Annotated in this window: 20 protein-coding genes; 13 read left to right on the top strand and 7 right to left on the bottom strand. The window is 63.6% G+C overall.

From position 1 onward, the window contains the following. Positions 1 to 4 precede the first annotated feature (4 nt). Both BME24068_RS20385 and BME24068_RS20390 read right to left on the bottom strand, forming a co-directional pair. Positions 5 to 1123, bottom strand: a complete 1119-nt coding sequence (locus tag BME24068_RS20385) for a KpsE/RkpR family capsule polysaccharide export protein (RefSeq protein WP_174927178.1) — start codon at positions 1121 to 1123, stop codon at positions 5 to 7. A 74-nt stretch (positions 1124 to 1197) separates the two neighbouring features. After that, positions 1198 to 3282 carry a glycosyltransferase family 2 protein gene (locus BME24068_RS20390; RefSeq protein WP_239007663.1) on the bottom strand — a complete coding sequence of 695 codons (2085 nt, stop codon included), beginning with the start codon at positions 3280 to 3282 and terminating at the stop codon, positions 1198 to 1200. Between the two features lie 124 nt (positions 3283 to 3406). On the opposite strand from BME24068_RS20390, the gene BME24068_RS20395 reads away from it, so the two are divergent. After that, positions 3407 to 4738, top strand: coding sequence for a capsule biosynthesis protein (locus BME24068_RS20395; RefSeq protein WP_239007664.1), 1332 nt, complete (start codon positions 3407 to 3409; stop codon positions 4736 to 4738). Here the strand turns inward: BME24068_RS20395 and BME24068_RS20400 are convergent. After that, entirely contained in the window at positions 4680 to 6734 is a 2055-nt protein-coding gene (locus BME24068_RS20400; protein WP_174927180.1) for a capsular polysaccharide biosynthesis protein, read from the bottom strand. The genes BME24068_RS20395 and BME24068_RS20400 overlap by 59 nt on opposite strands. Then, positions 6727 to 6918, bottom strand: a complete 192-nt coding sequence (locus BME24068_RS20405) for a hypothetical protein (RefSeq protein WP_174927181.1) — start codon at positions 6916 to 6918, stop codon at positions 6727 to 6729. Before BME24068_RS20405 ends, BME24068_RS20400 begins: the two co-directional genes overlap by 8 nt. A gap of 484 nt (positions 6919 to 7402) precedes the next feature. On the opposite strand from BME24068_RS20405, the gene BME24068_RS20410 reads away from it, so the two are divergent. After that, on the top strand, positions 7403 to 8503 hold the full coding sequence (locus BME24068_RS20410) for a glycosyltransferase family protein (RefSeq protein ID WP_244110697.1): 1101 nt from the start codon (positions 7403 to 7405) through the stop codon (positions 8501 to 8503). On the opposite strand, the gene BME24068_RS20415 is transcribed toward BME24068_RS20410, so the two are convergent. Next, positions 8406 to 9188, bottom strand: a complete 783-nt coding sequence (locus tag BME24068_RS20415) for an SDR family NAD(P)-dependent oxidoreductase (protein ID WP_174927183.1) — start codon at positions 9186 to 9188, stop codon at positions 8406 to 8408. The genes BME24068_RS20410 and BME24068_RS20415 overlap by 98 nt on opposite strands. Positions 9189 to 9422: 234 nt before the next feature. On the opposite strand from BME24068_RS20415, the gene BME24068_RS20420 reads away from it, so the two are divergent. Next, positions 9423 to 10235, top strand: coding sequence for a mechanosensitive ion channel family protein (locus tag BME24068_RS20420; protein ID WP_096505015.1), 813 nt, complete (start codon positions 9423 to 9425; stop codon positions 10233 to 10235). Positions 10236 to 10356: 121 nt separating this feature from the next. Here the strand turns inward: BME24068_RS20420 and BME24068_RS20425 are convergent, their stop codons facing one another. Further along, positions 10357 to 11040 (bottom strand): DedA family protein, encoded by a 684-nt coding sequence (locus BME24068_RS20425; RefSeq protein WP_096505135.1) that lies wholly within the window; start codon positions 11038 to 11040, stop codon positions 10357 to 10359. 173 nt (positions 11041 to 11213) lie between these two features. Between BME24068_RS20425 and mutL the strand changes: the two genes are divergently transcribed. Then, positions 11214 to 13199 (top strand): DNA mismatch repair endonuclease MutL, encoded by a 1986-nt coding sequence (mutL, locus tag BME24068_RS20430; protein WP_174927184.1) that lies wholly within the window; start codon positions 11214 to 11216, stop codon positions 13197 to 13199. Beyond that, positions 13196 to 14170 (top strand): tRNA (adenosine(37)-N6)-dimethylallyltransferase MiaA, encoded by a 975-nt coding sequence (miaA, locus tag BME24068_RS20435; protein WP_174927185.1) that lies wholly within the window; start codon positions 13196 to 13198, stop codon positions 14168 to 14170. Before mutL ends, miaA begins: the two co-directional genes overlap by 4 nt. Before the next feature lie 96 nt (positions 14171 to 14266). On the opposite strand, the gene purM is transcribed toward miaA, so the two are convergent. Beyond that, on the bottom strand, positions 14267 to 15322 hold the full coding sequence (gene purM, locus BME24068_RS20440) for a phosphoribosylformylglycinamidine cyclo-ligase (protein WP_059451336.1): 1056 nt from the start codon (positions 15320 to 15322) through the stop codon (positions 14267 to 14269). Positions 15323 to 15572: 250 nt separating this feature from the next. Between purM and hda the strand changes: the two genes are divergently transcribed. From hda to BME24068_RS20480, 8 genes are all read left to right on the top strand, one after another. Beyond that, entirely contained in the window at positions 15573 to 16307 is a 735-nt protein-coding gene (hda, locus tag BME24068_RS20445; protein WP_216360933.1) for a DnaA regulatory inactivator Hda, read from the top strand. Positions 16308 to 16318: 11 nt separating this feature from the next. Beyond that, positions 16319 to 16996: a histidinol-phosphatase gene (locus BME24068_RS20450; protein ID WP_096505023.1), complete on the top strand. Its 678-nt coding sequence runs from the start codon at positions 16319 to 16321 to the stop codon at positions 16994 to 16996. A 5-nt stretch (positions 16997 to 17001) separates the two neighbouring features. After that, positions 17002 to 18537: a polynucleotide adenylyltransferase PcnB gene (pcnB, locus tag BME24068_RS20455; protein ID WP_096505025.1), complete on the top strand. Its 1536-nt coding sequence runs from the start codon at positions 17002 to 17004 to the stop codon at positions 18535 to 18537. A gap of 35 nt (positions 18538 to 18572) precedes the next feature. Continuing rightward, the gene (gene folK / locus BME24068_RS20460) at positions 18573 to 19115 is read left to right on the top strand and encodes a 2-amino-4-hydroxy-6-hydroxymethyldihydropteridine diphosphokinase (RefSeq protein WP_096505027.1); all 543 of its coding nucleotides are present in this window, start codon (positions 18573 to 18575) and stop codon (positions 19113 to 19115) included. Then, the gene (locus BME24068_RS20465) at positions 19112 to 19798 is read left to right on the top strand and encodes a deoxynucleoside kinase (protein ID WP_174927186.1); all 687 of its coding nucleotides are present in this window, start codon (positions 19112 to 19114) and stop codon (positions 19796 to 19798) included. The genes folK and BME24068_RS20465 overlap by 4 nt, the downstream gene beginning before the upstream one ends. Before the next feature lie 44 nt (positions 19799 to 19842). After that, entirely contained in the window at positions 19843 to 20658 is an 816-nt protein-coding gene (gene panB, locus BME24068_RS20470) for a 3-methyl-2-oxobutanoate hydroxymethyltransferase (protein WP_174927187.1), read from the top strand. Between the two features lie 190 nt (positions 20659 to 20848). Then, a complete protein-coding gene (locus tag BME24068_RS35545; protein WP_203368124.1) occupies positions 20849 to 21112 on the top strand; it encodes a BPSL0067 family protein in 264 nt (87 codons plus the stop codon). After that, positions 21028 to 21558 (top strand): STY0301 family protein, encoded by a 531-nt coding sequence (locus tag BME24068_RS20480; protein ID WP_174927155.1) that lies wholly within the window; start codon positions 21028 to 21030, stop codon positions 21556 to 21558. Before BME24068_RS35545 ends, BME24068_RS20480 begins: the two co-directional genes overlap by 85 nt. The last annotated feature ends 3 nt before the right edge of the window (positions 21559 to 21561 follow it).

The following is a 21561-nucleotide window of genomic DNA, read 5'->3' on the forward strand; positions in this document are numbered from 1 at the left end:
CACCTTAATCTTTATGATCATTGACCGTAGCTATAACAAAATTGGCAATGCCATAGATCAAGAGCAAAATCACCATAACGGTGAACAAGCTATAAATTCGACGAGGGAACAATGCCTCATCAGGCATATTGGGGCTAACAACAACAACCAGACTTCTAAGCTTTCGCGTCGCCTCTATCCGCGAACTCTCCAGAGAGGAAACCGACGCTTTATACGAATCTTCTGCAATGCCCGCCTCGAGCTCCAAACCTTTATATCTCGAAGCAGTAACGTTCATTCTATTATTTGAATTCTTCGCAACTAGCTTCTGATTTTCCGCAGACATTTGATCCTGAATCGCAGAAATGCGGATTTTTTGCTGACGAACCTGCGGGCTATCGTCACTCAAACTTGCACGCATAGCCCGTAGCGAAGCATTCTCTTTGGTCAGTTGGGCCTGCAAACCAGTAATGACATCATTTCTAGCCAATGCAGACTGCTCGGCATCCAGGACATTGTTTGCCCCTTGAAAATGCAGCAATGCCTCTCGTTTCGATTCGTAATTGAGACGCGCACGCTCCAGCTCCCCTTCCGAGAAGCTAACTTTCTCACGTGCCAACCGATGTGATATTTCATTAACAAACTTATCACTCTCAGAAATAATCACCGATAACGTTTGATCAGCAAACTCCCGATCAAATGCTTGCACTTCTATGGTCAAAAGCCCAGTCGTCATATCAAATTGAGCCGTAACCATGCGTTGGTAATATTTTAACATCACCTCCCTTGATGCATTAGGCGGAAGGTAATACCACATATCACGAAGGCGCCCGGAGTAATGTTGACTCCAGTGCAGCTTCTTTTGCAATATATCCAGCATGTCTTGCGAGAGCACAAACTCCCGGACATAGAGTGTTTCTGCCGATGTCCCATCGGCTAACCCACTCCCTCCCATCAGAACAGCCAGACCTTGCATCTGACCGCCGCCCCCCGCGCTCTCAGAACTAACTTTATGAACAACGACCTGAGACGTGCTCACATAGCGATCTTCTGCAAGAATTGCAAAATATATAGTTGCCAATATCATTGGCAAAACAATCATACCCCAGAAAAGCCGATGCTTTTTAATGCTATCAGTAATCATTTGTCAGTATTTTTTCGTTGTCGCACGAACAATTTAATTTCCAAAAAATCTATCGTATTCAATCGCTGTCAATTTCACCAAAATTCGGCACCACCACTTTGCCAAGGCCGGAATGCCATCGGCAAAGCACTTAATGAAAAATCCGGCTGAAGGTAGTTGAGATTTTGGTTGTAGTAAGGATCGTGATGCATTATTCGAGACCAGCGCTTACGCATGTAGCGCACTTCTGCTCGAAAACGACGACGCTGCGCCCCTGTTTTTTCGAGACCGCGAGAGACAGATTCATGGTGATACAGCTCAGCGTGTGGCGTCCAGATGACGCGAAGTCCCGCATCTCGAACGCGCAAGCAGAAGTCAACATCGTTAAAAGCCACCTTGAGATTGATCTCGTTAAGACCGCCTGTAGCCTGATAAATTGACCTTGTTGTCAACAAGCACGCTGCCGTGACCGCCGACAAATCCTGCGCCACCAACGCTCTACCCGTATACCCTGGTTCATTCCGCCCGATTCCGCTATGCAGGTGATTCGCACACCCACCAGGCCCCACCGTATCGCCTGCATGCTGCACCGTATCGTCCCCATACAGCAGCTTCGCCCCGACAGCGCCCACGCCATCGCTTAACAACACCCCCACCATCTCACCCAACCAATCCGGCGAAATCACTTCCGTATCGTTGTTGAGCAGACACACCAGTTCGCCCTTCGCCTCGGCGACCGCCATGTTGTTGATCCGCGAGTAATTGAACGGCTCATCAAACGACAACACCCGAACATTGGCTACCTGCTTCAAGCTCTGCAGGTAAGCCAGTGTGTCGGGTTCGATGCTTTGATTATCAACAACGAGGATTTCATACGGTCCATAGCGTGTCTTTTCCAGCACGCTGGAGATACAGCGGCGCAGGTGCCCCAGCTGATCGCGCGTAGGAATGACGATACTGACCAACGGCGCCGGCTCGGCTACCGGATAACGCACCCGGCAACGGCCCGGCCCAGTGCTCTGAACTTCCGCCGACACACCCATGCGCCGCAAATGCGCGGCCACTGCACGAACCGTCCCCGCGTCATCATCCTGTTCATCTCGGGGTGCCATATGCCAAAGCGGTGCGGGCACATGAACCATCGGCGAGCCGAGTTCGCTCAGCGCCAGCAGCAAAGCGTGCATCGCGTTGGCATCTGTTACGTCCACGCCAAATCCATGCAGGCGATCCGCATGCCGGCTGCTCCAGACAAAAGCGTCACCGATATAGTTAGTGGAACGCAGTAGCTCGGGAGACCAGTCCGGCTTGAAAACGGGATCGCGCAGTTGGCCGTCAATCCCCACAACATCATGATCGGTATAAATTACAGCGGCATCGGGTGTTTTGATGATGGCATCCGCGAGGCAAAACAGCGCCTGCTCCGAGAGCGTCGCTCCAGCCCTGATAACGAGGCGCCAGGAATTCTCTGCGACCGGTGTCGAAATCAACCGGGGTACATCATCCGAGAAATCGTCTCGCACCTCGACTTTAAAGTGTCGATATGTTTGCGCCTGCAAACTGCCTTGCGTCGCATCGATATCAGCCTGCGTAGTTTGCCGGCTCACCCCCAGCGAAATATTAAATATTGGTGAATCTTGCCAACGCTTCGCACGACGAGCCATCAACGCACGGTCCGCCGGGGTAATAGCATAGAACTCCTGATACCACCCTGCGTAACCTTCGCGATACACGTTCGCGCGAAAACGGCACGCCACGTCGTATGCATGATCGAGATCGCGGAAAAGAGTGACCGGCGTAAGTCCTGCTCGGACACAACGCTGCATCGGTTGCTTGTACAGCGTGTTCGCCGCCCGCCAGAACTGCCGCAAGCGGTACTCTGCGGAACTCAGACGGCGATGCCGAAGGAATCGGACTTGAACGGGGCTTTCATCGTTGTCCATGATCAGATGGACAGTCCGAACGGCTGCAGGAGTCTTGACCAGCTCCTGGATATGGCCCTTACTGCTGATTAAGACTTTTAACGCCTGCGTGCGATCATCATGCATCGTCAGCACGACAGTAGCCACGCAAGCCTTGACATTACCAACCACTTGGCCCTCTATAAGCCAGGCCGTGGCAGCACGCCAACTCTCCTTATGAACGATTTCAGCCGCCACTTCTTCACTACCTGCCTTAATCATGTCGCAACTTAGGATCCGCGATTATAATTCACGGCCAGAGGAAGACTAGAAAAACCTAGAAGTATCAAACATGCGCAGATCCATACTATTTCTCCAGGGGCCTCCCTCGCTTTTCTGGCGCCAATTGAGCGATCACTTCGATGCCGCACTCGTGCGCACGCATCGGATCAATCTTTCCCTGGGGGACTGGGCCTACTGGCGCAAACCGGGCGCGGTCAACTACCGCGGCCGCTTTAGCCGCTGGGCGGACTTTCTGCGCGATTATCTGGTGCGTCACGAGATCACCGACATCATGTACTTTGCCGACCGCCTGCCCTATCATGCGGTCGCGCGTGAAGTCGCCGAGTCGCTCGGCATTCGCACGTACTCGATCGAATTCGGCTACTTGCGCCCCGACTGGCTCACCCTCGAGCGCGGCGGCATGGGCACGCTGTCGCACTTCCCCACCGACCCGAAGGCGATCCGCGCAATTGCCCGCCGTGTCGGTCCATTCAGGCCGGACACCAAGCACTATTCGCACAGTTTCGGGCAGGAAGCGTTCAACGAGGTGCTTTATAACCTCCTGACCTCGCTGGTGCCATATTTTTTCCCGCTCTATCGCACCGACAAGTATTACCTGCCGTTACTGGACTATCTGCGCTGGCTGCCGCGCATGATCGGCCAGCGCCTGCATGAGCCCGCGCGGGTCGCCGCCGCCGACGTATTGCGCCACTCGAACAAGCGTTACTGGATGCTCGCGCTGCAAATGCAGGCCGATTACCAGCTGCGCGCCAATTCCGCGTACAGCGATCAGCGGCAAGTGATCGAGGAAGTCATTGCATCGTTCGCACAGCACGCTCCGCAGGACGGCTCGCTGATCATCAAGCTGCATCCGCTCGACAATGGCATGGAGCGCTGGGAGAAATTCGTCGCGCGCACGGCAAAACGCTACGACGTGGCGTCGCGCGTCATTGCCGTGACGGACTGCGACCTCAAGCGCACGATCAAGCACAGCAAAGGTGTCATTGCGGTGAATTCGACCGTGGGCCTGCATGCGTTGCGCGCCAATTGCCCGGTGAAGGTGCTCGGCATGGCGATGTACGACATTGCGGGGCTCACGCACCAGGGTTCGCTGGAAACGTTCTGGACCAGGCCCGAGCGTGTCAATAAGCCGTTGCTCAACGACTTCGTGGCAGCGATTGCCGCCACCGTCCAGATACATGGCTCGTTCTACAACCGCGCGGGCCGCGATGCGGCGTGCGTCGAAATCGTGCGCCGCGTGATGAAAGACGAGGTCAACGGCCACGGCGCCTTTGTCGATCCGCCTCCGCGGCTCGATCGCGCGCTGCGGTCGAACGTTCCGATCTTCGGTTCGTTGAAAGGCAGCGGCATCGAGCCGGCAGGTACGCGCCCGGTTGCTAAGCCTCCCGAAACAGCCGCGCAACCCAATGCCGCCAACGTGGCACCCGTGGCGTAGCGCGCCATTCGACGAGTTCCTGCAGCGCACGCTCCGGTGTGGTGAAGCGTTTCGTCGTTCTGCTGACATACGTGGGATATAAAATCAGCGCGGCGGCAACGAGTTCGTCGAGCGTCAGCACACGGTTGCGCCGCTGACGCACCGGTTCCGTCAATCCCGCATCGTGCGACACGCCCCAGCCCGCATAGAACGGCTGCCCATAAGTCACCACCTTCACGCCGCGCAACAGCGCTTCGAATCCGGCCAGCGACGTCAGCACATGGACTTCGTCCACGTTGCCGAGCAACTGGTGAAACGACACCGAGCCGATCGTCTCGTCGCACCACCGCGCCGCGTCGTCCTCCCCTCGCCCCACCTTGCGCAGGCCGGCCATCACGTCGGGGTGCGGCTTGTACAGCAGATACGCATCGGGATTGGCGGCACGCACGGCCTGCAACAGATCCATATTGCCGCGAATGCCGGACGCACCGAAGCGGATCGACGCATCGGTCTCCACCTGTCCGGGCACAAGAATCACGCGCCTGCCCTCCGGACGAACCCAGTTCGCGTATCCGCCGAGGTTGTATTTGGTAATGCCCGCGTCGCAAATGGCCTGACGCAGGGCTGCCGCGCGCGCGAGCAGGTCAGGCGTGAACGCGGTTTGCGCGAGCAGCGTTTCCAGCTGCGAAGGCCGTGTGGCGTCGTAATAGATGCCGACATCGTCCTGCACCCATGACAGCGGACGAGTCAGATCGGCTCCGAGGCCGACGGAGCGCACGAAGCCGTCCTCGACGCGAATGACCTTCTGCGTTGCGGGCAGCGCGGGCGCGAGCCGGTCGTCGAGCTTGCGCCCCCATGTGGCAACGGCGCGATCGATCGCCCGCGGCACGCGCCAGCGAAAACGAACGGCACTGCCGTCGAAGAATTGACACACGTAGTCCTTCTTCCAGCCGGAAAAGCCGAGCGCATCGATATCGACGGGAAATCGCTGTCGCATCCGGCGCTGCAACGCGAGCCATGCCAGCACGGTTTCGACCTCGCAGCGCTTGCCGGTTTCCGGATCGACATAGCGGCAGTAATCGATCAGCGCCGCGTGAACGAGTTGTTCCAGCGTGGCCGCACCGCGTCGCGCGGGCGCCGGCAGCGCGTCCCGCGTCAGCCCCCAGCCCGCATAGAACGGCATGCCGAAGACACGCACCGGCAATCCCCACATCAGCGCCTCGAAGCCGAGTTGCGACGTGACGGTATACACCTCGCGCACCAGCGGCAGCAGGCTGGCCGGATGCACGTTGTCGTCCAGCACCTGCACGCGCGGCATCGCGCGCACCGCGTCGAGATCGAAGTGACCGTGCTTGCGGCCGGACACGACGTCGGGATGAACCTTGAGCAGGATCGTGCGATCGGGATGCTCGTGCAGCGCGGCCTCCAGCATCCGGTGGAAGCTGGCGGCATCGGCGAGACCGCAGGAGATCGACGCATCGCCGCGCGTCTGGTCCACGACCAATACACACCCATCGGGCAATGCCCATCCCAGGTCGCGACTATGGTTGTACTTGGATACGCGGCCGTCCCGCCACGCCGCGGCCAATGCACGAGCCCGCACGATCTGGTCGTCGCGCAGCGGCTGCGCAATCAGCGACTCGAGCCGCGACGGCTGGCTCGCATCGAGATAAAGCCCGACATCGTCGAAAACGATCGCGAGCGGCGGATCGTCCTTGCCGAGTCCGACAGAGCGCAAAAAGCCGTCCTCGACGTGATAGACGGCGAGGCCGTGCTTCTGCGCATAGCGCTGCGCAGCCAGCGCGCTCGGACGACGCCCCCAGGCGAGCACACCCGCGCCGGCCACTGGTTGGCCAACCGACCGGTAGTGCAACTGAAAATCGTCGAGCAACGCGGCAAGCGTCGGGATGCGGTTCACGCCGGGTGCCTGCGTATAGGCAATCGGCAGCGAACCCGTCAACGCATCGGGCAGCGCCTGTCCGGCGACTTCGCCCCGGGCAACAGAAAAATCAGTCAAAGACACGAGCCTCGACAAATATGGCCGCAAGCGTCCGCGCGATCCGGCAATTGCCGAAAGCGGAAGGTTTTGCCGCGAAGCCGGAATAATGAAATATCGGTGTGCTCATGAGGTTCTTCGTGTCGAGCGGGCAGTCGAGTATCGGTTCATGCAACCCGACGGCAGCGGCAGCAATGCTCATCATGGACGCAATTCACGTGATCGCCGTGCATTTCCTCACGCTGCTGACGCAATCGCATTGTACTTGCCTACTGTTCGCCGCTACCCGGCCGGCTCGTGGCCGGTATTTTAACGGGCCGGCCGCTCGAAACCGCCGGAAATCCGATTTATTCGCTCGGGAGCCGCCTGCCCGCCGCCGACCGGCCTCTGGAGGCACGCGCGACAGCCGCCCGCACCGCATGCATAAACACCGGCAGGTTGCGGATTTAATTCGTTACGAAGATGACCCCATATAAATTTGACAATGTCGGTAACGCACACACAATCAAATGTCTTTAGAATCCCCGAATCACCGGTAAATCAAAGTCGCAGCGCATGTCGAGACCGATTCCGCATGGGCCGCGGCGACACGCACCGACCAACCAGACGTATTTAATATCCTGATGTTGCGCAGGCTCCTATACCGAAAATCGGCGCACGGCCCGTCTCACCTCCGTCACAACACGGCGGTGCAGCGCTGGCTGGTTTTGCATCAAGGCGAAAATCCGTCCACGGATTATTACGTGCTCCCGCGCCTGCAGGAGCTCGGGCTGCCGGTCGTCTACAAGAACCTGGACAGCGCAGTTCCGGAGCCGGGCGATCTCGCTCCGGGGACGGCGGTCATCATCATCCGCTATCTGAATGCGCGATGGGCGCGGGCGCTGCGCATTCACCGCGTACAACTGGCACGCATCGTCTATTTCATGGACGACGACTTGCTGCATCCGCGGTCGTGGAACGGGTTGCCGCGGCCGTACGTGAAAAAACTCCGCAAGTACTGTCATGCGCATACGGCGGACATCCGCGACCTTGCGACGGAATACTGGTTTTCCACGCAGGCGCTGCGCGATCGCTATCCGGAACGCGCCGCCACCCTCGTGACGCCGCGCGCGCTGCCCGAGGATGCGCGCACGCAGCGGGTGCGCAACGCATTGGCGGAATCGCCGATCCTCGTGTTCTATCACGGTAGCGCCGCCCACGAAGCCGAGATCTCGTGGCTGCAGCCGATCATTGCGCAAGTGCTCGCGCGCTGTCCGAACGTCCATTTCGAGCTGATCGGCTCGCATGCGGTGAATGTGCTCTATCGCGGCCTGCCGCGCACACGGGTCGTGCATCCGATGGACTGGGCCAACTACCGCGGCCATTGCCGTCTGCTCGACGGCCATATCGGCCTCGCCCCGCTGCTGCCGTCGGAATTCAACGCCGCCCGCGCGCATGTGAAGGCCTACGACATCGCCCGTTGCCGGGCCGTGGGGCTGTATGCCGCCGCCGGCCCGTATCAAGAGGTGATCCGGCACGACGAGAACGGCCTGCTGCTGGACAACGATCCGCAAAGCTGGGTGGAAGCGCTATGCGCGCTGGCCGGCGACCCGGCGCGCCTCCATGCGCTGCGCGTGGCCGCACAGGCACTGCTGCAGCGGCCTGCCGCTCAGTCGGTCGGGATCATCCACACGGCGCCCGAGCAAATCACGCTTACTCGTAACCCAGCCGGCTCAGGAACCAGCCGGACACGGCCGGATGTAGTCCTGCCAGCAGGAAACACCCGAGATTCAGCGGGAATGGAAAGCTGATTCGCGCACGATTGGTACTCAGGCCGACGCGGATCACGCGCGCCGCCTTCGGCGCTTTCCACAAAAACGGCTTCGGGCCCGGCATATTGAAGCACATCTGCGATTCCACATAGCCCGGCATGATCACGTTGACCTTCACGCCTTCGGCCGCCAGCCCGTCTCGCATCGCCTCTCCGTACGCCTTCACCGCGGCCTTGCTCGCGCTGTAGCTCGGCGTCTCGGGCAATCCGCGCCATGCGGCGAGGGAGCTGATCAACGCGATCTGGCCGCCGCGGCGCGCGCGCATCGCAGGCATCGCGGCATGAGCGGTGGCCATGCTGGCCTTGACGTTCACGTCCAGCAGACGGTGCATGTCGTCCCACGCTTCGCCCTGATGCCCGGGGCCGGTGTTGATATTGACCCCGGCATTGGCGATCACGAGATCGGGCGCTTCGGTCTCGCTCATCTCGCTGACCCAGTTGCGCAACGTATCGTGGTCGCGCACGTCGAATGCGGCCGTGATGACGCGCGCGCCGAGCGCCGTGCACGCATCGCTCACCTGCTGCAGCAGCGCGGTCTTGCGGCCGTGCAGAATCAGCACCGCCGTGCCGGCACGCGCATATTCCTCCGCCAGCGCTGAACCGATGCCGCCCGTGGCACCCGTAATCAGCACGCAGCGCGGAACCCCGTTTTTTTGTGTCGCCATGATCGAGAAATAGGGCTTGGGATAGTGATAATTTCGGCAGCATTATCCGATATGCACCGCTGAACGCGCGCACCGTTCATAGAATATTTTGCCCAAACGACCGCTCGACAATCGGGAAATCCGGGCTTTTTCGCGCCCGGCCTTTAACACTCTTTCATCATCGAGCACCTTCTCTTCGGTTATAACCATCCGTCGAAAAGCCGCCAGCCGGCCCCTTTCCATTTAGGAGCTCCCATGCTGAACCTGGAAACCGCCCAGCAATTCCTGATGACCCGCGGCCTCGACTTCGGCCTGAACCTCCTCGCCGCGATCGTGTTGTGGTTCATCGGCCGGTGGGCGATCCGCCTCGGCACCGGCCTGCTCGGCAGGGTCGTGCGCCGCAGCGGCAAGGTCGACCCGACGCTCACCGATTACCTGACCTCGGTCGTCGGCGTGCTGCTGACGATCCTGCTGATCCTCGCGATCCTGCAGATCTTCGGCGTGCAGACCACGTCGTTCGCCGCGCTGCTCGCCGGCCTCGGCCTTGCGATCGGCACCGCCTGGGGCGGCCTGCTCGCCCACTTCGCGGCCGGCGTGTTCATGCAGGTACTGCGCCCGTTCAAGATCGGCGACGTGATCAGCGCGGGCGGCGTCACCGGCACGGTGAAGGAGCTCGGCCTGTTCGGCACGACGATCATCACCGCCGACAACGTCGTGACGATCGTCGGCAACAACAAGATCTTCTCGGACAACATCGCGAACTACAGCGCGACGCCGCATCGCCGCGTCGACCTGACCGCGAAGATCGCGAACGGCGTCGATGCGGCCGATGCGATCAACCGCCTGAAGACGCAGATCCAGTCGATCCCGAACGTGCTGAACGTGCCGGCCCCGGACGTCGGCGTGCTGCAATTCACGCCGGAAGGCCCGCTGCTGTTCGTGCGCCCGTCGACGCAGCCGGAGAACTACTGGCAGGTGTACTGCGACACCAACCGCGTGATCCTCGAGACGTTCCGCGACGCGCAATACCCGACGCCCGAAACGCCGATCTCGCACCGTAACGCGTGACGGCAGCGCCCGCCGGCAATTGCCGGAATTGCCGGAATTGCTGGAATCGCAAGGACGAAAAAAGCGTGGCAACTGCCACGCTTTTTTATTGCGCCAAAGACCGACGAGAAATGCGCTGCCTTCAGCGGCCGCCCGTCTTCTGCGTACCGCCCGATTGGCGCCCACGCACCATCTTCCACAGCCCGCCGAGCACGACCGGCACGATCGCCGCGCCGATCCCGGCCAGCACGATCACGTTCAGGTACTGACGGATGAACGGGATATTGCCGAAGAAGTAGCCGAGCAGCACCAGCAGCAGCACCCAGAACACCGCGCCGAGCACGTTGAACAGCTGGAAGCGCGCGACGCTCATCGACGAGGCCCCCGCGACGAACGGCGCGAACGTGCGCACGACCGGGATGAAACGCGCGAGCACGATGGTCTTGCCGCCGTGCTTGTCGTAGAACGAGTGGGTTTTCTGCAGCGCGGCGCGGTCGAGGAAGCGCTCGAGCACCGGAATATGGGTATTGAACACCTTCGGCCCGATCCAGCGGCCGATCAGGTAGTTCACGGTATTGCCGGAAATCGCCGCGACCAGCAGCAGCACGATCAGCGCGCCGACGTTCATGTCGCCCGTCGCCGCGAACGCGCCGCCGATGAACAACAGCGAATCGCCGGGCAGGAACGGCAACACGACGAGCCCGGTCTCGCAGAACACGATCAGGAACAGCACCAGGTACACCCATGCGCCGTACTGCCGGATGAAATCGCCGAGGAACGCGTCGATATGCAGGACCAGATTGACGAAATGAAGCAGCGTATCCAAATGCGAGTCCTCGAAGGCGAAAGGGCCGGAACGGCCGAAAAAGCGGAAAGTGCCCGCCGCGCAAGGCGGCGCGCGAAACGGAGTCATGATACCGAAACTACCTTAAGGCTCCGTGAAAAAACGTAACCGTCGGCCACGCCGGCAAGCATCCGCCGCCTCGCTATAATTCGGCCATGTCCGAAATCACCGAAACGGCCGCGGGCGCCGCGCCCGCCCCTGCTCCGCGCCCGCTGCGCGCGATCCAGCCCCTGCCCGACCAGTTGATCAGCCAGATCGCCGCGGGCGAGGTCGTCGAACGCCCGGCGTCGGTCGTCAAGGAGCTGCTCGAGAACGCGATGGACGCCGGCGCGACGACGCTGCGCATCGTCCTCGAAGAAGGCGGCGTCAAGCGCATCGCGATCACCGACGACGGCTGCGGGATTCCGCCCGACGAACTGCCGCTCGCATTGATGCGCCACGCGACCAGCAAGATCCGCTCGCTCGAGGAGCTCGAAGCGGTCGCCACGCTGGGTTTTCGCGGGGAAGCGCTCGCATCGATCGCATCGGTCGCCGAGATGTCGATCACGAGCCGCACGGCCGACGTCGCGCACGCGATGAAAATCGATGCGACCACCGGCGCGCTGTCGCCGGCGGCCGGCGCGGTCGGCACGACGATCGAGGTGCGCGAGCTGTACTTCAACACGCCCGCGCGCCGCAAATTCCTGAAAAGCGAGCAGACCGAGTTCGGCCACTGCCTCGAAATGATCCGCCGCGCGGCGCTCGCGCGGCCGGACGTCGCGATCTCGGTGCTGCACAACGGCAAGGCCGTCGAGCACTGGAACGCGACCGAGCCCGCGCAGCGCGTCGCGAAGATCCTCGGCGACAGCTTCGCCACCGCGCACCTGCCGCTCGACGAGCAGGCCGGACCGCTCGCCGTCTACGGCTGCGCGGGCCTGCCGACCGCGAGCCGCGGCCGCGCCGACCAGCAGTATTTCTTCGTCAACGGCCGCTTCGTGCGCGACAAGCTGCTCACGCACGCCGTGCGCGCGGCATACGAAGACGTCCTCCACGGCGACCGCTACCCGTCGTACGTGCTGTTCCTCGACCTGCCGCCCGAAGCCGTCGACGTGAACGTGCACCCGTCGAAGATCGAAGTGCGGTTCCGCGATTCGCGCTCGATCCACCAATACGTCTTCCACGCGGTGCAGCGCGCACTGGCCCGCCATGCGGGCGCGTCGCCGGAAACCACCGCAGGCGGCCATGCCGCGCATCTCGAACCGGCGCCCGCCGGCCCCGCGTCGTTCCTGAATACGCCGCTCGGCCAGGGCGCAGCCACCGGCACGGGCGGCAGCGGCTTCTCGTCGCCGTCGCCATCATCGTCGGCAGGCAACACGTGGATGCGCCAGGCGCGTATGACGCAGGGCACGCTGCCCGTCGCGCAACCGCTCGCGCTCTACGATGCGCTGTTCGGCCGCAAGGATACGGGCGCGGGCACGCCGGACGGCACGACCGGCGGCGCACACGATTCGACGGGCGCGCCGGCCGCGCCGCTGCCGGGCTTCGCCGCATCGCCGATCGCCGCCAGCCCGCATGACGAGCAGCCGCTCGGCTTCGCGCTCGGCCAGATCCACGGCATCTACGTGCTCGCACAGAATGCGCACGGCCTCGTGATCGTCGACATGCACGCGGCCCACGAGCGGATCCTGTACGAACAGTTCAAGAATGCGCTCGCCGACCGTTCGGTGGCCGTGCAGTCGCTGCTGCTGCCGATATCGATGACGGCGACGCCGGTCGAGATCGGCACGGTCGAAGAAGAGCGCGACACGCTCGAATCGCTCGGTTTCGACCTCGCGGTGCTGTCGCCGACGACGCTCGCGATCCGTGCGGTGCCCGCGCTGCTGAAGGATGCGGACCTGCAGTCGCTCGCGCGCGCGGTGCTCGCCGATCTGCACGCATTCGGCGGCTCGCGCGTGCTCACCGAGCGCCAGCACGAACTGCTCGGCACGCTCGCGTGCCACCACGCGGTGCGCGCGAACCGGCGCCTGACGCTCGACGAGATGAACGCGCTGTTGCGCCAGATGGAAGCGACCGAACGCGCGGACCAGTGCAATCACGGCCGGCCGACGTGGTATCAGCTCACGCTGAACGATCTCGACCGCCTCTTCATGCGCGGGCAATGAGCGCTTCACCGCAGAACCAACCGACGACGATCGCCTGCCTGCTCGGCCCCACCGCATCGGGCAAGACGGCCGCGGCGCTGGCGCTCGCCGCGCGTCGCCCGATCGAGATCGTCAGCGTCGATTCGGCGCTCGTCTACCGCGACATGGATATCGGCACCGCGAAACCGACGCGCGACGAGCGCGCGAACGTGCCGCACCATCTGATCGACATCATCGACCCGGCCGACGCGTATTCGGCGGCCAGCTTCCGCGCGGACACGCTGCGCCTGATCGGCGAGATCGCCGCGCGCGGCCGCACGCCGCTGCTCGCGGGCGGCACGATGCTGTACTACAAGGCGCTCACGCAAGGGCTCAACGACCTGCCGACCGCCGATGCAGCCGTGCGTGCGGAGCTCGATGCCGATGCCGCGCGCGATGGCTGGCCGGCGCTTCATGCGCGGCTCGCGCAGGTCGACCCCGCGACGGCCGCGCGCCTCGCGCCGAACGATTCGCAGCGGATCCAGCGCGCGCTCGAAGTGTTCATGCTGAGCGGGCAGCCGATGTCGGCGCTGCTCGCCGCGCCCCGCCCCGTGGACGATGCGGCCGCGGCTTACCGCTTCGTGCCGGTCGCGCTCGAACCGTCGGACCGCGCCGTGCTGCACGCACGCATCGCGCAACGCTTCGACGCGATGCTCGACGCGGGCTTCATCGACGAAGTCGAGCGGCTGCGCCGCCGCGAGGATCTCCATCTGGGCCTGCCGTCGATGCGCTGCGTCGGCTACCGGCAGGCGTGGGAATTCCTCGATGGCGACACCGACTATCGAACCATGCGCGACAAGGGCATTTTCGCGACGCGCCAGCTGTGCAAACGGCAGATCACGTGGCTGCGCGCGATGCCCGAGCGGGTCGTGGTCGACTGCATCGCGCCGGACGCGACCGCGCACGCGCTGGATGCGCTCGAACGCGTGCTGGACGGCCGCGCAACAGCCTGACGCACGCGCAGGCTCGTTACCCAAGCGATGCCCGAAAAAAAAGCCGCCCGGATCGACTCCGGGCGGCTTTCCCTGCTGCATTCATTGCGTGTTGCGTCAGACCACGACCGTCTGCGCCTCGCCTTCGCGGCTCGCACGCACGGTGCCGATCTTCCACACCTGTTCGCCGGCGGCCGTCAGGTCGGCGATCGCTGCGTCGGCATCGGCCGCCGCGACGATCACGGCCATCCCGATCCCGCAGTTGAACACGCGGTGCATTTCCGCGTCGGCGACGCCGCCGTGCTCCTGCAGCCACTTGAACAGCGGCGGCAGCGGCCAGGCGTTCTGGTCGAGCTCGGCGGTGAGGCCTTCGCGCAGCACGCGCGGAATGTTCTCGACGAGGCCGCCGCCGGTGATGTGCGCCATGCCCTTGACCGACAGCTTCTGCATCAGCGCGAGCAGCGGCTTCACGTAGATGCGCGTGGGCGCCATCAGCGTGTCGGCCAGCGAGCGGCCGTGGAAATCGGCGGACAGATCGGGGTTCGCGCGCTCGATGATCTTGCGCACGAGCGAGAAGCCGTTCGAGTGGATGCCGCTCGATGCGAGGCCGAGCACCACGTCGCCTTCGGCGATCGTGCTGCCGTCGATGATCTTGCTCTTCTCGACCGCGCCGACCGCGAAACCGGCCAGGTCGTATTCGCCGTCCGGGTACATGCCCGGCATTTCGGCCGTTTCACCGCCGATCAGCGCGCAGCCCGACAGTTCGCAGCCGTGCGCGATGCCCTTGACGACCGTTGCGGCCGTGTCGACGTCGAGCTTGCCGCACGCGAAATAGTCGAGGAAGAACAGCGGCTCGGCGCCCTGCACGAGGATGTCGTTCACGCTCATCGCGACGAGATCCTGGCCGACGGTGTCGTGTTTGTTCAGATGAAAGGCGAGCTTGAGCTTGGTGCCGACGCCGTCGGTGCCCGACACGAGCACGGGCTCCTTGTACTTCTTCGGCACTTCGAACAGCGCGCCGAACCCGCCGATGCCGCCGAGCACGCCGTCGCGCAGGGTTTTCTTCGCAAAAGGCTTGATCTTGTCGATGAGCGCGTCGCCCGCGTCGATGTCGACGCCTGCGTCGCGGTAGGACAGACCCTGAGCGTCGGGAGCGGATTTCGGAGGATTCATGGGGGAATGCGAGAAGGTCGGTAAAATGCGATTTTACCCGAAGCCGGCCCGTTGGCCGGAATTCCCAGCACCGAATCGTCAGGGATTGCATCTTGGTCGACACGTCCCCGTTTTCATCGCTACGCGAGCCGCGCCGAAACGCGCGTGCCGCCGTGCGTGCGGCCGCGCGTGCCAACCCCGGAACGGCATCCCCGCGCGCGTGCCCGGCGTACGGCACGCGTTTTTTCAACCGACCCGCATTGTGACTGTTGTGTCCCGTCAACTGACGCTCGATCTCGGCACGCCGCCGCCCGCCACGTTCGACAACTTCATCATGAATGAGGAGAACGACGAGCTCGTCTCGCGGCTCCAGAAGCTCGACCTCGCGCTCGCGGCGGGGCCCGTGCCGGATCGATCGTTCTACATCTGGGGCGAGCCCGGCAGCGGCCGCACCCACCTGTTGCAGGCGCTCGTGAGCGACGCGTCGTACGGCTACGCGCGCTATCTGACGCCGCAAAGCCCGCTCGGCGCGTTCACGTTCGACCCGCGCATCGGCATCTACGCGATCGACGACTGCGACCGGATGAGCGACGCGCAGCAGGTCGCGCTGTTCAACCTGTTCAACGAGGTCCGCGCACACCCGTCGAGCGCGTTCGTCGCGGCAGGCCCCGCGGCGCCGCTCGCGCTCGACGTGCGCGAGGACCTGCGCACGCGCCTGGGCTGGGGGCTCGTGTTCCACCTGTCGCCGCCGTCGGACGCCGGCAAGATCGCCGTGCTCAAGCTCGCGGCGAAGGAGCGCGGCATCGCGCTCACCGACGACATCGCCGCTTACCTGCTCACCCATTTCCGCCGCGACATGCCGAGCCTGATGGCGTTGCTCGACGCGCTCGACCGCTTCTCGCTCGAGCAGAAACGCGCCGTCACGCTGCCGCTGCTGCGCCGGATGCTGGCCCGTCCCGGCGACGACATCGCACCGCCGGGCACAGGCCCGAACCGCTTCGAGTAAAATGCGCTTCCATGACTAATCTGGCACTCTTTGACCTCGATCACACGCTGATCCCGACCGATAGCGACCACGAATGGGGCCGCTTCATGGTGAAGCTCGGCATCGTCGACGCGGAAAGCTTTTCGCGTCAGAACGATCAGTTCTTCGCCGACTACAAGGCCGGCCAGCTCGACATCCATGCATACCTGTGCGCGATGCTCACGCCGCTCGCGAAGTATTCGCGCGCGCAGCTCGCCGAATGGCACGAGCAGTACATGCATGAAGTGATCCGGCCCGCAATGACACCCGCCGCGCTCGAACTCGTGCGCAAGCACATCGACGCCGGCGACCTCTGCTGCGTCGTGACCGCGACCAACGAATTCATCACGCGTCCGATCGCCACCGCATTCGGCGTCGACACGCTGATCGCATGCGAGGTCGAAACGACCGACGGGCATCCCGATTCGCCGTACACGGGCCGGCCCACGGGCACCCCGAGCTACCGCGAAGGCAAGATCGTGCGCACCGAAGCGTGGCTCGCGTCGCTCGGCAAGCACTGGGGCGACTTCGAACACAGCTATTTCTACAGCGACTCGCACAACGACATCCCGTTGCTCGAGAAAGTCACCGACCCGATCGCGACCAACCCCGACGACACGCTGCGCGCGCATGCAAGCGACCGCGGCTGGCGCATCCTCGATCTCTTCTGAACGTCGTGATCAAAAAATTCATCCGCAAGCTGCTCGGCCAGGACGGCACCGAACAAACGTCGCCCGCCGAGGCCCCCGCCGACGAAACGGCGCCCGCTGCACGCCCCGCGAAGGGGCATCGCGGCAGCGCCGCGAAGAAATCGCGCAGCAATCACGAACCGACCGTCGTGCCGGCCAGCGTGCACGGCATCGACCCGTCGCTGATCTCGAGGAACGCCGTGCGCGTGACCGACACGCTGCAACAGGCGGGCTATCGCGCATTCATCGTCGGCGGCGCCGTCCGCGACCTGCTGCTCGGCATCGCGCCGAAGGATTTCGACGTCGCGACCGACGCGACGCCGACCGAGGTGCAGCGCCTGTTCCGCCGCGCACGCCTGATCGGCCGCCGCTTCCAGATCGTCCACGTGCAGTTCGGCCAGGAGCTGATCGAAGTGTCGACGTTCCGCGCGCTGGTCGACGCGCCGCCCGAGGCGGCCGCGAGCGAGCCGCCGAAGCGGCTCAAGCGTGACGAGCTCGATCGCCGCACGCATGCGGTGGATGCGAGCGGCCGCGTGCTGCGCGACAACGTATGGGGCGAACAGCACGAAGATGCCGCGCGCCGCGACTTCACGATCAACGCGATGTACTACGACCCGTCGACGCAGACGGTGCTCGACTACCACGACGGGATGGCCGACATGCGCGCCCGTCTGCTGCGGATGATCGGCGATCCGGCCACGCGCTTCCGCGAGGACCCGGTGCGCATGCTGCGCGTCGTGCGTTTCGCGGCGAAGCTCGGCTTCGAGATCGAGCCGCACACGCGCGAGCCGATCAACGCGCTCGCCGATCTCATCAACAACGTGCCGGCCGCGCGCCTGTTCGACGAAATGCTGAAGCTGCTGCTGTCGGGCCACGCGCTCGCGTGCCTGAAGCAGTTGCGCAAGGAAGGCCTGCACCACGGGCTGCTGCCGCTCCTCGACGTCGTGCTCGAACAGCCGCAGGGCGAGAAGTTCATCACGCTCGCGCTGAACAACACCGACGCGCGCGTGCGCGCCGGCAAACCGGTGTCGCCGGGCTTCCTGTTCGCGACGCTGCTGTGGCACGACATGCGCCAGCGCTTCGAGCAATACACGGCCGAAGGCGAAATCCCCGTGCCGGCGCTCCATCGCGCGATGGACGACGTGCTCGACATGCAGACCGAGAAACTCGCGATCCACAAGCGCTACTCGGCCGACATGCGCGAAATCTGGGGCTTGCAGCTGCGCCTCGAAAAACGCTCGGGCCGCAGCGCGATGCGGCTGCTGGAACACCAAAGGTTTAGAGCGGGGTATGATTTCCTCCTGTTACGCTGCGAATCCGGCGAGCTCGAAGCCGAAGTCGGACAGTGGTGGACGGATTTCATCGAAGGCGACGCAGCCGCGCGCGAGGCACTCCTCACGCAGGGCGGCTCGAAGGAAAAATCGCCCCGCAAGCGGCGCCGCCGCGGCGGCGCGCGAAACCGCCAGCAGGGCGAAGGCGCAGCCGAGCAGGCGCCGGACACCGCAGGCGGTTCCGACGACTGACGCGCTCGCCGGCGAACGACGTAGGAAGTGATGCCATGACGGTTGCATATATCGGACTGGGGGCGAATCTCGGCGATGCGCGCCAGACCCTGAAGGACGCGGTGGTGTGCCTTGCGCAGCAGCGCACCATCTCGATCCTCGGCAAATCGAGCCTGTATCGCACGGCGCCCTTCGAAGCGGGCGGCGACGATTACTACAACTGCGTCGTCAAGCTCGACACGACGCTGTCGGCCCGGGAGCTGCTCGCGCTCTGCCAAAAGATCGAGCATCACTTCGGGCGCGAGCGCCCGTATCGCAACGCGCCGCGCACGCTGGACCTCGACATCCTGCTGTTCGGCGCCGACTCGATCGACGAACCCGACCTGATCGTCCCGCACCCGCGCCTCACCGATCGCGCATTTGCACTCGTACCGCTCGTCGAGATCGAGCCGACGCTCGACATCCCCGCGCGCGGCCGCGCCGACGCCTATCTCGCCGCCGTCGCCGACCAGCGCGTCGAGAAGGTGCAGACCTGTCAATGCCTGATGCAGAAGGCCCTTGCCGCCGGCGCAGACGCCGACAAGAACCCCTGCCGATGAATCCAACTCCGCTGACCGTCACCGCGCCCGACCTGCGCGCCCCGCACCGCTACCTCGTGATCGAAGGCCCGATCGGCGTCGGCAAGACGACGCTCGCGCGCCTGCTCGCCGAGCGCTGGTCGATGCAGACGCTGCTCGAACGCCCGCAGGACAATCCGTTCCTCGAGCGCTTCTATCGCGACACCGCGCGCTACGCGCTGCCCGTGCAGCTGTCGTTCGCGCTGCAACGCGCGCAGCAGGCGCGCGAGCTGACCGGCGCGCTCGAAACGGGGCGCCCCGTCATCGCCGACTTCATGCCGCAGAAGAACGACATCTTCGCGCGCCTGAACCTGCCGGAAGACGAATGGCAGCTGTACCGGTCGATCGCGATGCACGTCGAGGTGCCGCAGGCGCCCGCGCCCGATCTCGTCGTCTACCTGCAGGCAAGCCCCGAAGTGCTGTTCTCGCGCATCCAGAAGCGCGGGCTGCCGATGGAGCTGCAGATCAGCGATGCGTACCTGCGCTCGCTCGTCGACGCATACAACGAATTCTTCTATCACTACGACCGCACGCCGGTGCTGACGGTCGCAGCCGAACACCTGAACCCGCTGGATTCCCCCGAAGACCTCGCGCTGCTGATCGAGCGCATCGACACGATGCGCGGCCGCAAGGAATTCTTCGTCAAGGGCGAGACGACGCGCTGACGCGTCCTCGCCTGTCGTTTTTCACCTATCGAACCGGATTTCCCATGACCTATCTCCAGGAATCGAGCCGGCCTGCCGTGACGGTGCCCAAACTGCAGGCAATGCGCGAGGCCGGCGAGAAGATCGCGATGCTCACCTGCTACGACGCGAGCTTTGCCGCGCTGCTCGATCGCTCCGGCGTCGACGTGCTGCTGATCGGCGACTCGCTCGGCAATGTGCTGCAAGGCCATACGACGACGCTGCCCGTGTCGCTCAACGACATCGCGTACCACACCGCCTGCGTCGCGCGTGCGCAGCCGCGGGCGCTGATCATGGCCGACCTGCCGTTCGGCACGTACGGCACGCCGGCCGAAGCGTTCGCGAGCGCCGTGACGCTGATGCGCGCCGGTGCGCAGATGATCAAGCTCGAAGGCGGCGAATGGCTCGCCGAAACGATCCGCTTCCTCGTCGAGCGCGCGGTGCCCGTGTGCGCGCACGTGGGCCTCACGCCGCAGTCGGTGCACGCTTTCGGCGGCTTCAAGGTGCAGGGCAAGACCGAGGCCGGCGCCGCGCAGCTGCTGCGCGACGCGCGCGCGGTCGAGGAAGCCGGCGCGCAGGTCGTCCTGCTCGAGGCCGTGCCGACCCTCATCGGTTCCGAGGTCACGCACATGCTGCGCGTGCCGACGATCGGCATCGGCGCGGGCGCCGACTGCTCGGGCCAGGTGCTGGTGCTGCACGACATGCTCGGCATTTTCCCCGGCAAGCGTCCGCGTTTCGTGAAGGATTTCATGCAGGGCCAGCCGAACATCCAGGCGGCTGTCGAAGCTTACGTGGGTGCGGTGAAGGATGGGTCGTTCCCGGGCCCGGAACACACGTTCTGATCGGGCGGGCAGCGCCGTGGCGCGCTGCCGTCGATTGCTGCGGCACACTCTCGCTGACGCGGCCGGCAATGCGGTACGCCGTTTCTCGTACCGCATTGCCGGACAACACGTACTTTCTAACTCGTCCTATTTGTGCTCGCCCTCGTCGCTGCGACCATCAAGCCTTCGTCAATCGAAGGAGTGGTCGAAGATGGCTCACGTGCATGAGAAGGCGGCTGAACTCGTCGGGCAACAGCTGGCCGGCGGCGGAGTATGCGCGCAGGAACGTCATTGCAACGTTCGAGAACGATCGCTACCCGGCCGATCGCATGGCAATCATGCGGCGTTCTATCCGGGCCAGGATGTGCGCGGTATCCATGTCGTTGAACAATGGTGCTCACTCAAAGCATTCAGAGAAGAGGCATTCCGTTCAAGGGCAAGGACAAAAACGGCCGTTGTTTCGGTCGTGAAATGACGATGTTCATCCGCCAGACACCGTATCGACTGCTCGCCATCGCCGCACTCGCATACAGTTCGCTCTTCGCATTACCCGCGTCCGCTGCGACAGCAGATTGCCCCGCACGCCTCGCCGTTACCCAGCAGCTCGACGGTCAACCGCCCGATGGCTGGAAAAACTTCGATACGCAAAGCACGTATCCGCTTGCCAGCGTCACCTTCTGGTCGGGGCCGCCGGACCGGATGATGTCGTTGCGGCCGAACCGCTCACGCTCCGAATCCAAAAGCGATATTTATACCTGGTCGCTCGCCGAAAGCCGTGAAGACTACTGGGTCTCGTGTGACTACGGTAATACGAGCGTCGTGATCGCACGGCCACTGGGCAAACAGGCACAGACTTGCGTCGCGCGCTACCGACGCGGGCACGCCATCGTACAAAGCTGGCAATGTACGCCGCGGCAGTAATCC

Source organism: Burkholderia anthina, from assembly GCF_902498995.1.
GTDB lineage: Bacteria > Pseudomonadota > Gammaproteobacteria > Burkholderiales > Burkholderiaceae > Burkholderia > Burkholderia anthina.

Coding starts and splice junctions, on each gene's coding strand:
- BME24068_RS20385 (WP_174927178.1), bottom strand. CDS start 1,123: ATGATTACTGATAGCATTAAAAAGCATCGGCTTTTCTGGGGTATGATT.
- BME24068_RS20390 (WP_239007663.1), bottom strand. CDS start 3,282: ATGATTAAGGCAGGTAGTGAAGAAGTGGCGGCTGAAATCGTTCATAAG.
- BME24068_RS20405 (WP_174927181.1), bottom strand. CDS start 6,918: ATGATGAGCATTGCTGCCGCTGCCGTCGGGTTGCATGAACCGATACTC.
- BME24068_RS20415 (WP_174927183.1), bottom strand. CDS start 9,188: ATGGCGACACAAAAAAACGGGGTTCCGCGCTGCGTGCTGATTACGGGT.
- BME24068_RS20420 (WP_096505015.1), top strand. CDS start 9,423: ATGCTGAACCTGGAAACCGCCCAGCAATTCCTGATGACCCGCGGCCTC.
- mutL (WP_174927184.1), top strand. CDS start 11,214: ATGTCCGAAATCACCGAAACGGCCGCGGGCGCCGCGCCCGCCCCTGCT.
- miaA (WP_174927185.1), top strand. CDS start 13,196: ATGAGCGCTTCACCGCAGAACCAACCGACGACGATCGCCTGCCTGCTC.
- purM (WP_059451336.1), bottom strand. CDS start 15,322: ATGAATCCTCCGAAATCCGCTCCCGACGCTCAGGGTCTGTCCTACCGC.
- BME24068_RS20450 (WP_096505023.1), top strand. CDS start 16,319: ATGACTAATCTGGCACTCTTTGACCTCGATCACACGCTGATCCCGACC.
- folK (WP_096505027.1), top strand. CDS start 18,573: ATGACGGTTGCATATATCGGACTGGGGGCGAATCTCGGCGATGCGCGC.
- BME24068_RS20465 (WP_174927186.1), top strand. CDS start 19,112: ATGAATCCAACTCCGCTGACCGTCACCGCGCCCGACCTGCGCGCCCCG.
- panB (WP_174927187.1), top strand. CDS start 19,843: ATGACCTATCTCCAGGAATCGAGCCGGCCTGCCGTGACGGTGCCCAAA.
- BME24068_RS35545 (WP_203368124.1), top strand. CDS start 20,849: ATGGCTCACGTGCATGAGAAGGCGGCTGAACTCGTCGGGCAACAGCTG.
- BME24068_RS20480 (WP_174927155.1), top strand. CDS start 21,028: ATGGTGCTCACTCAAAGCATTCAGAGAAGAGGCATTCCGTTCAAGGGC.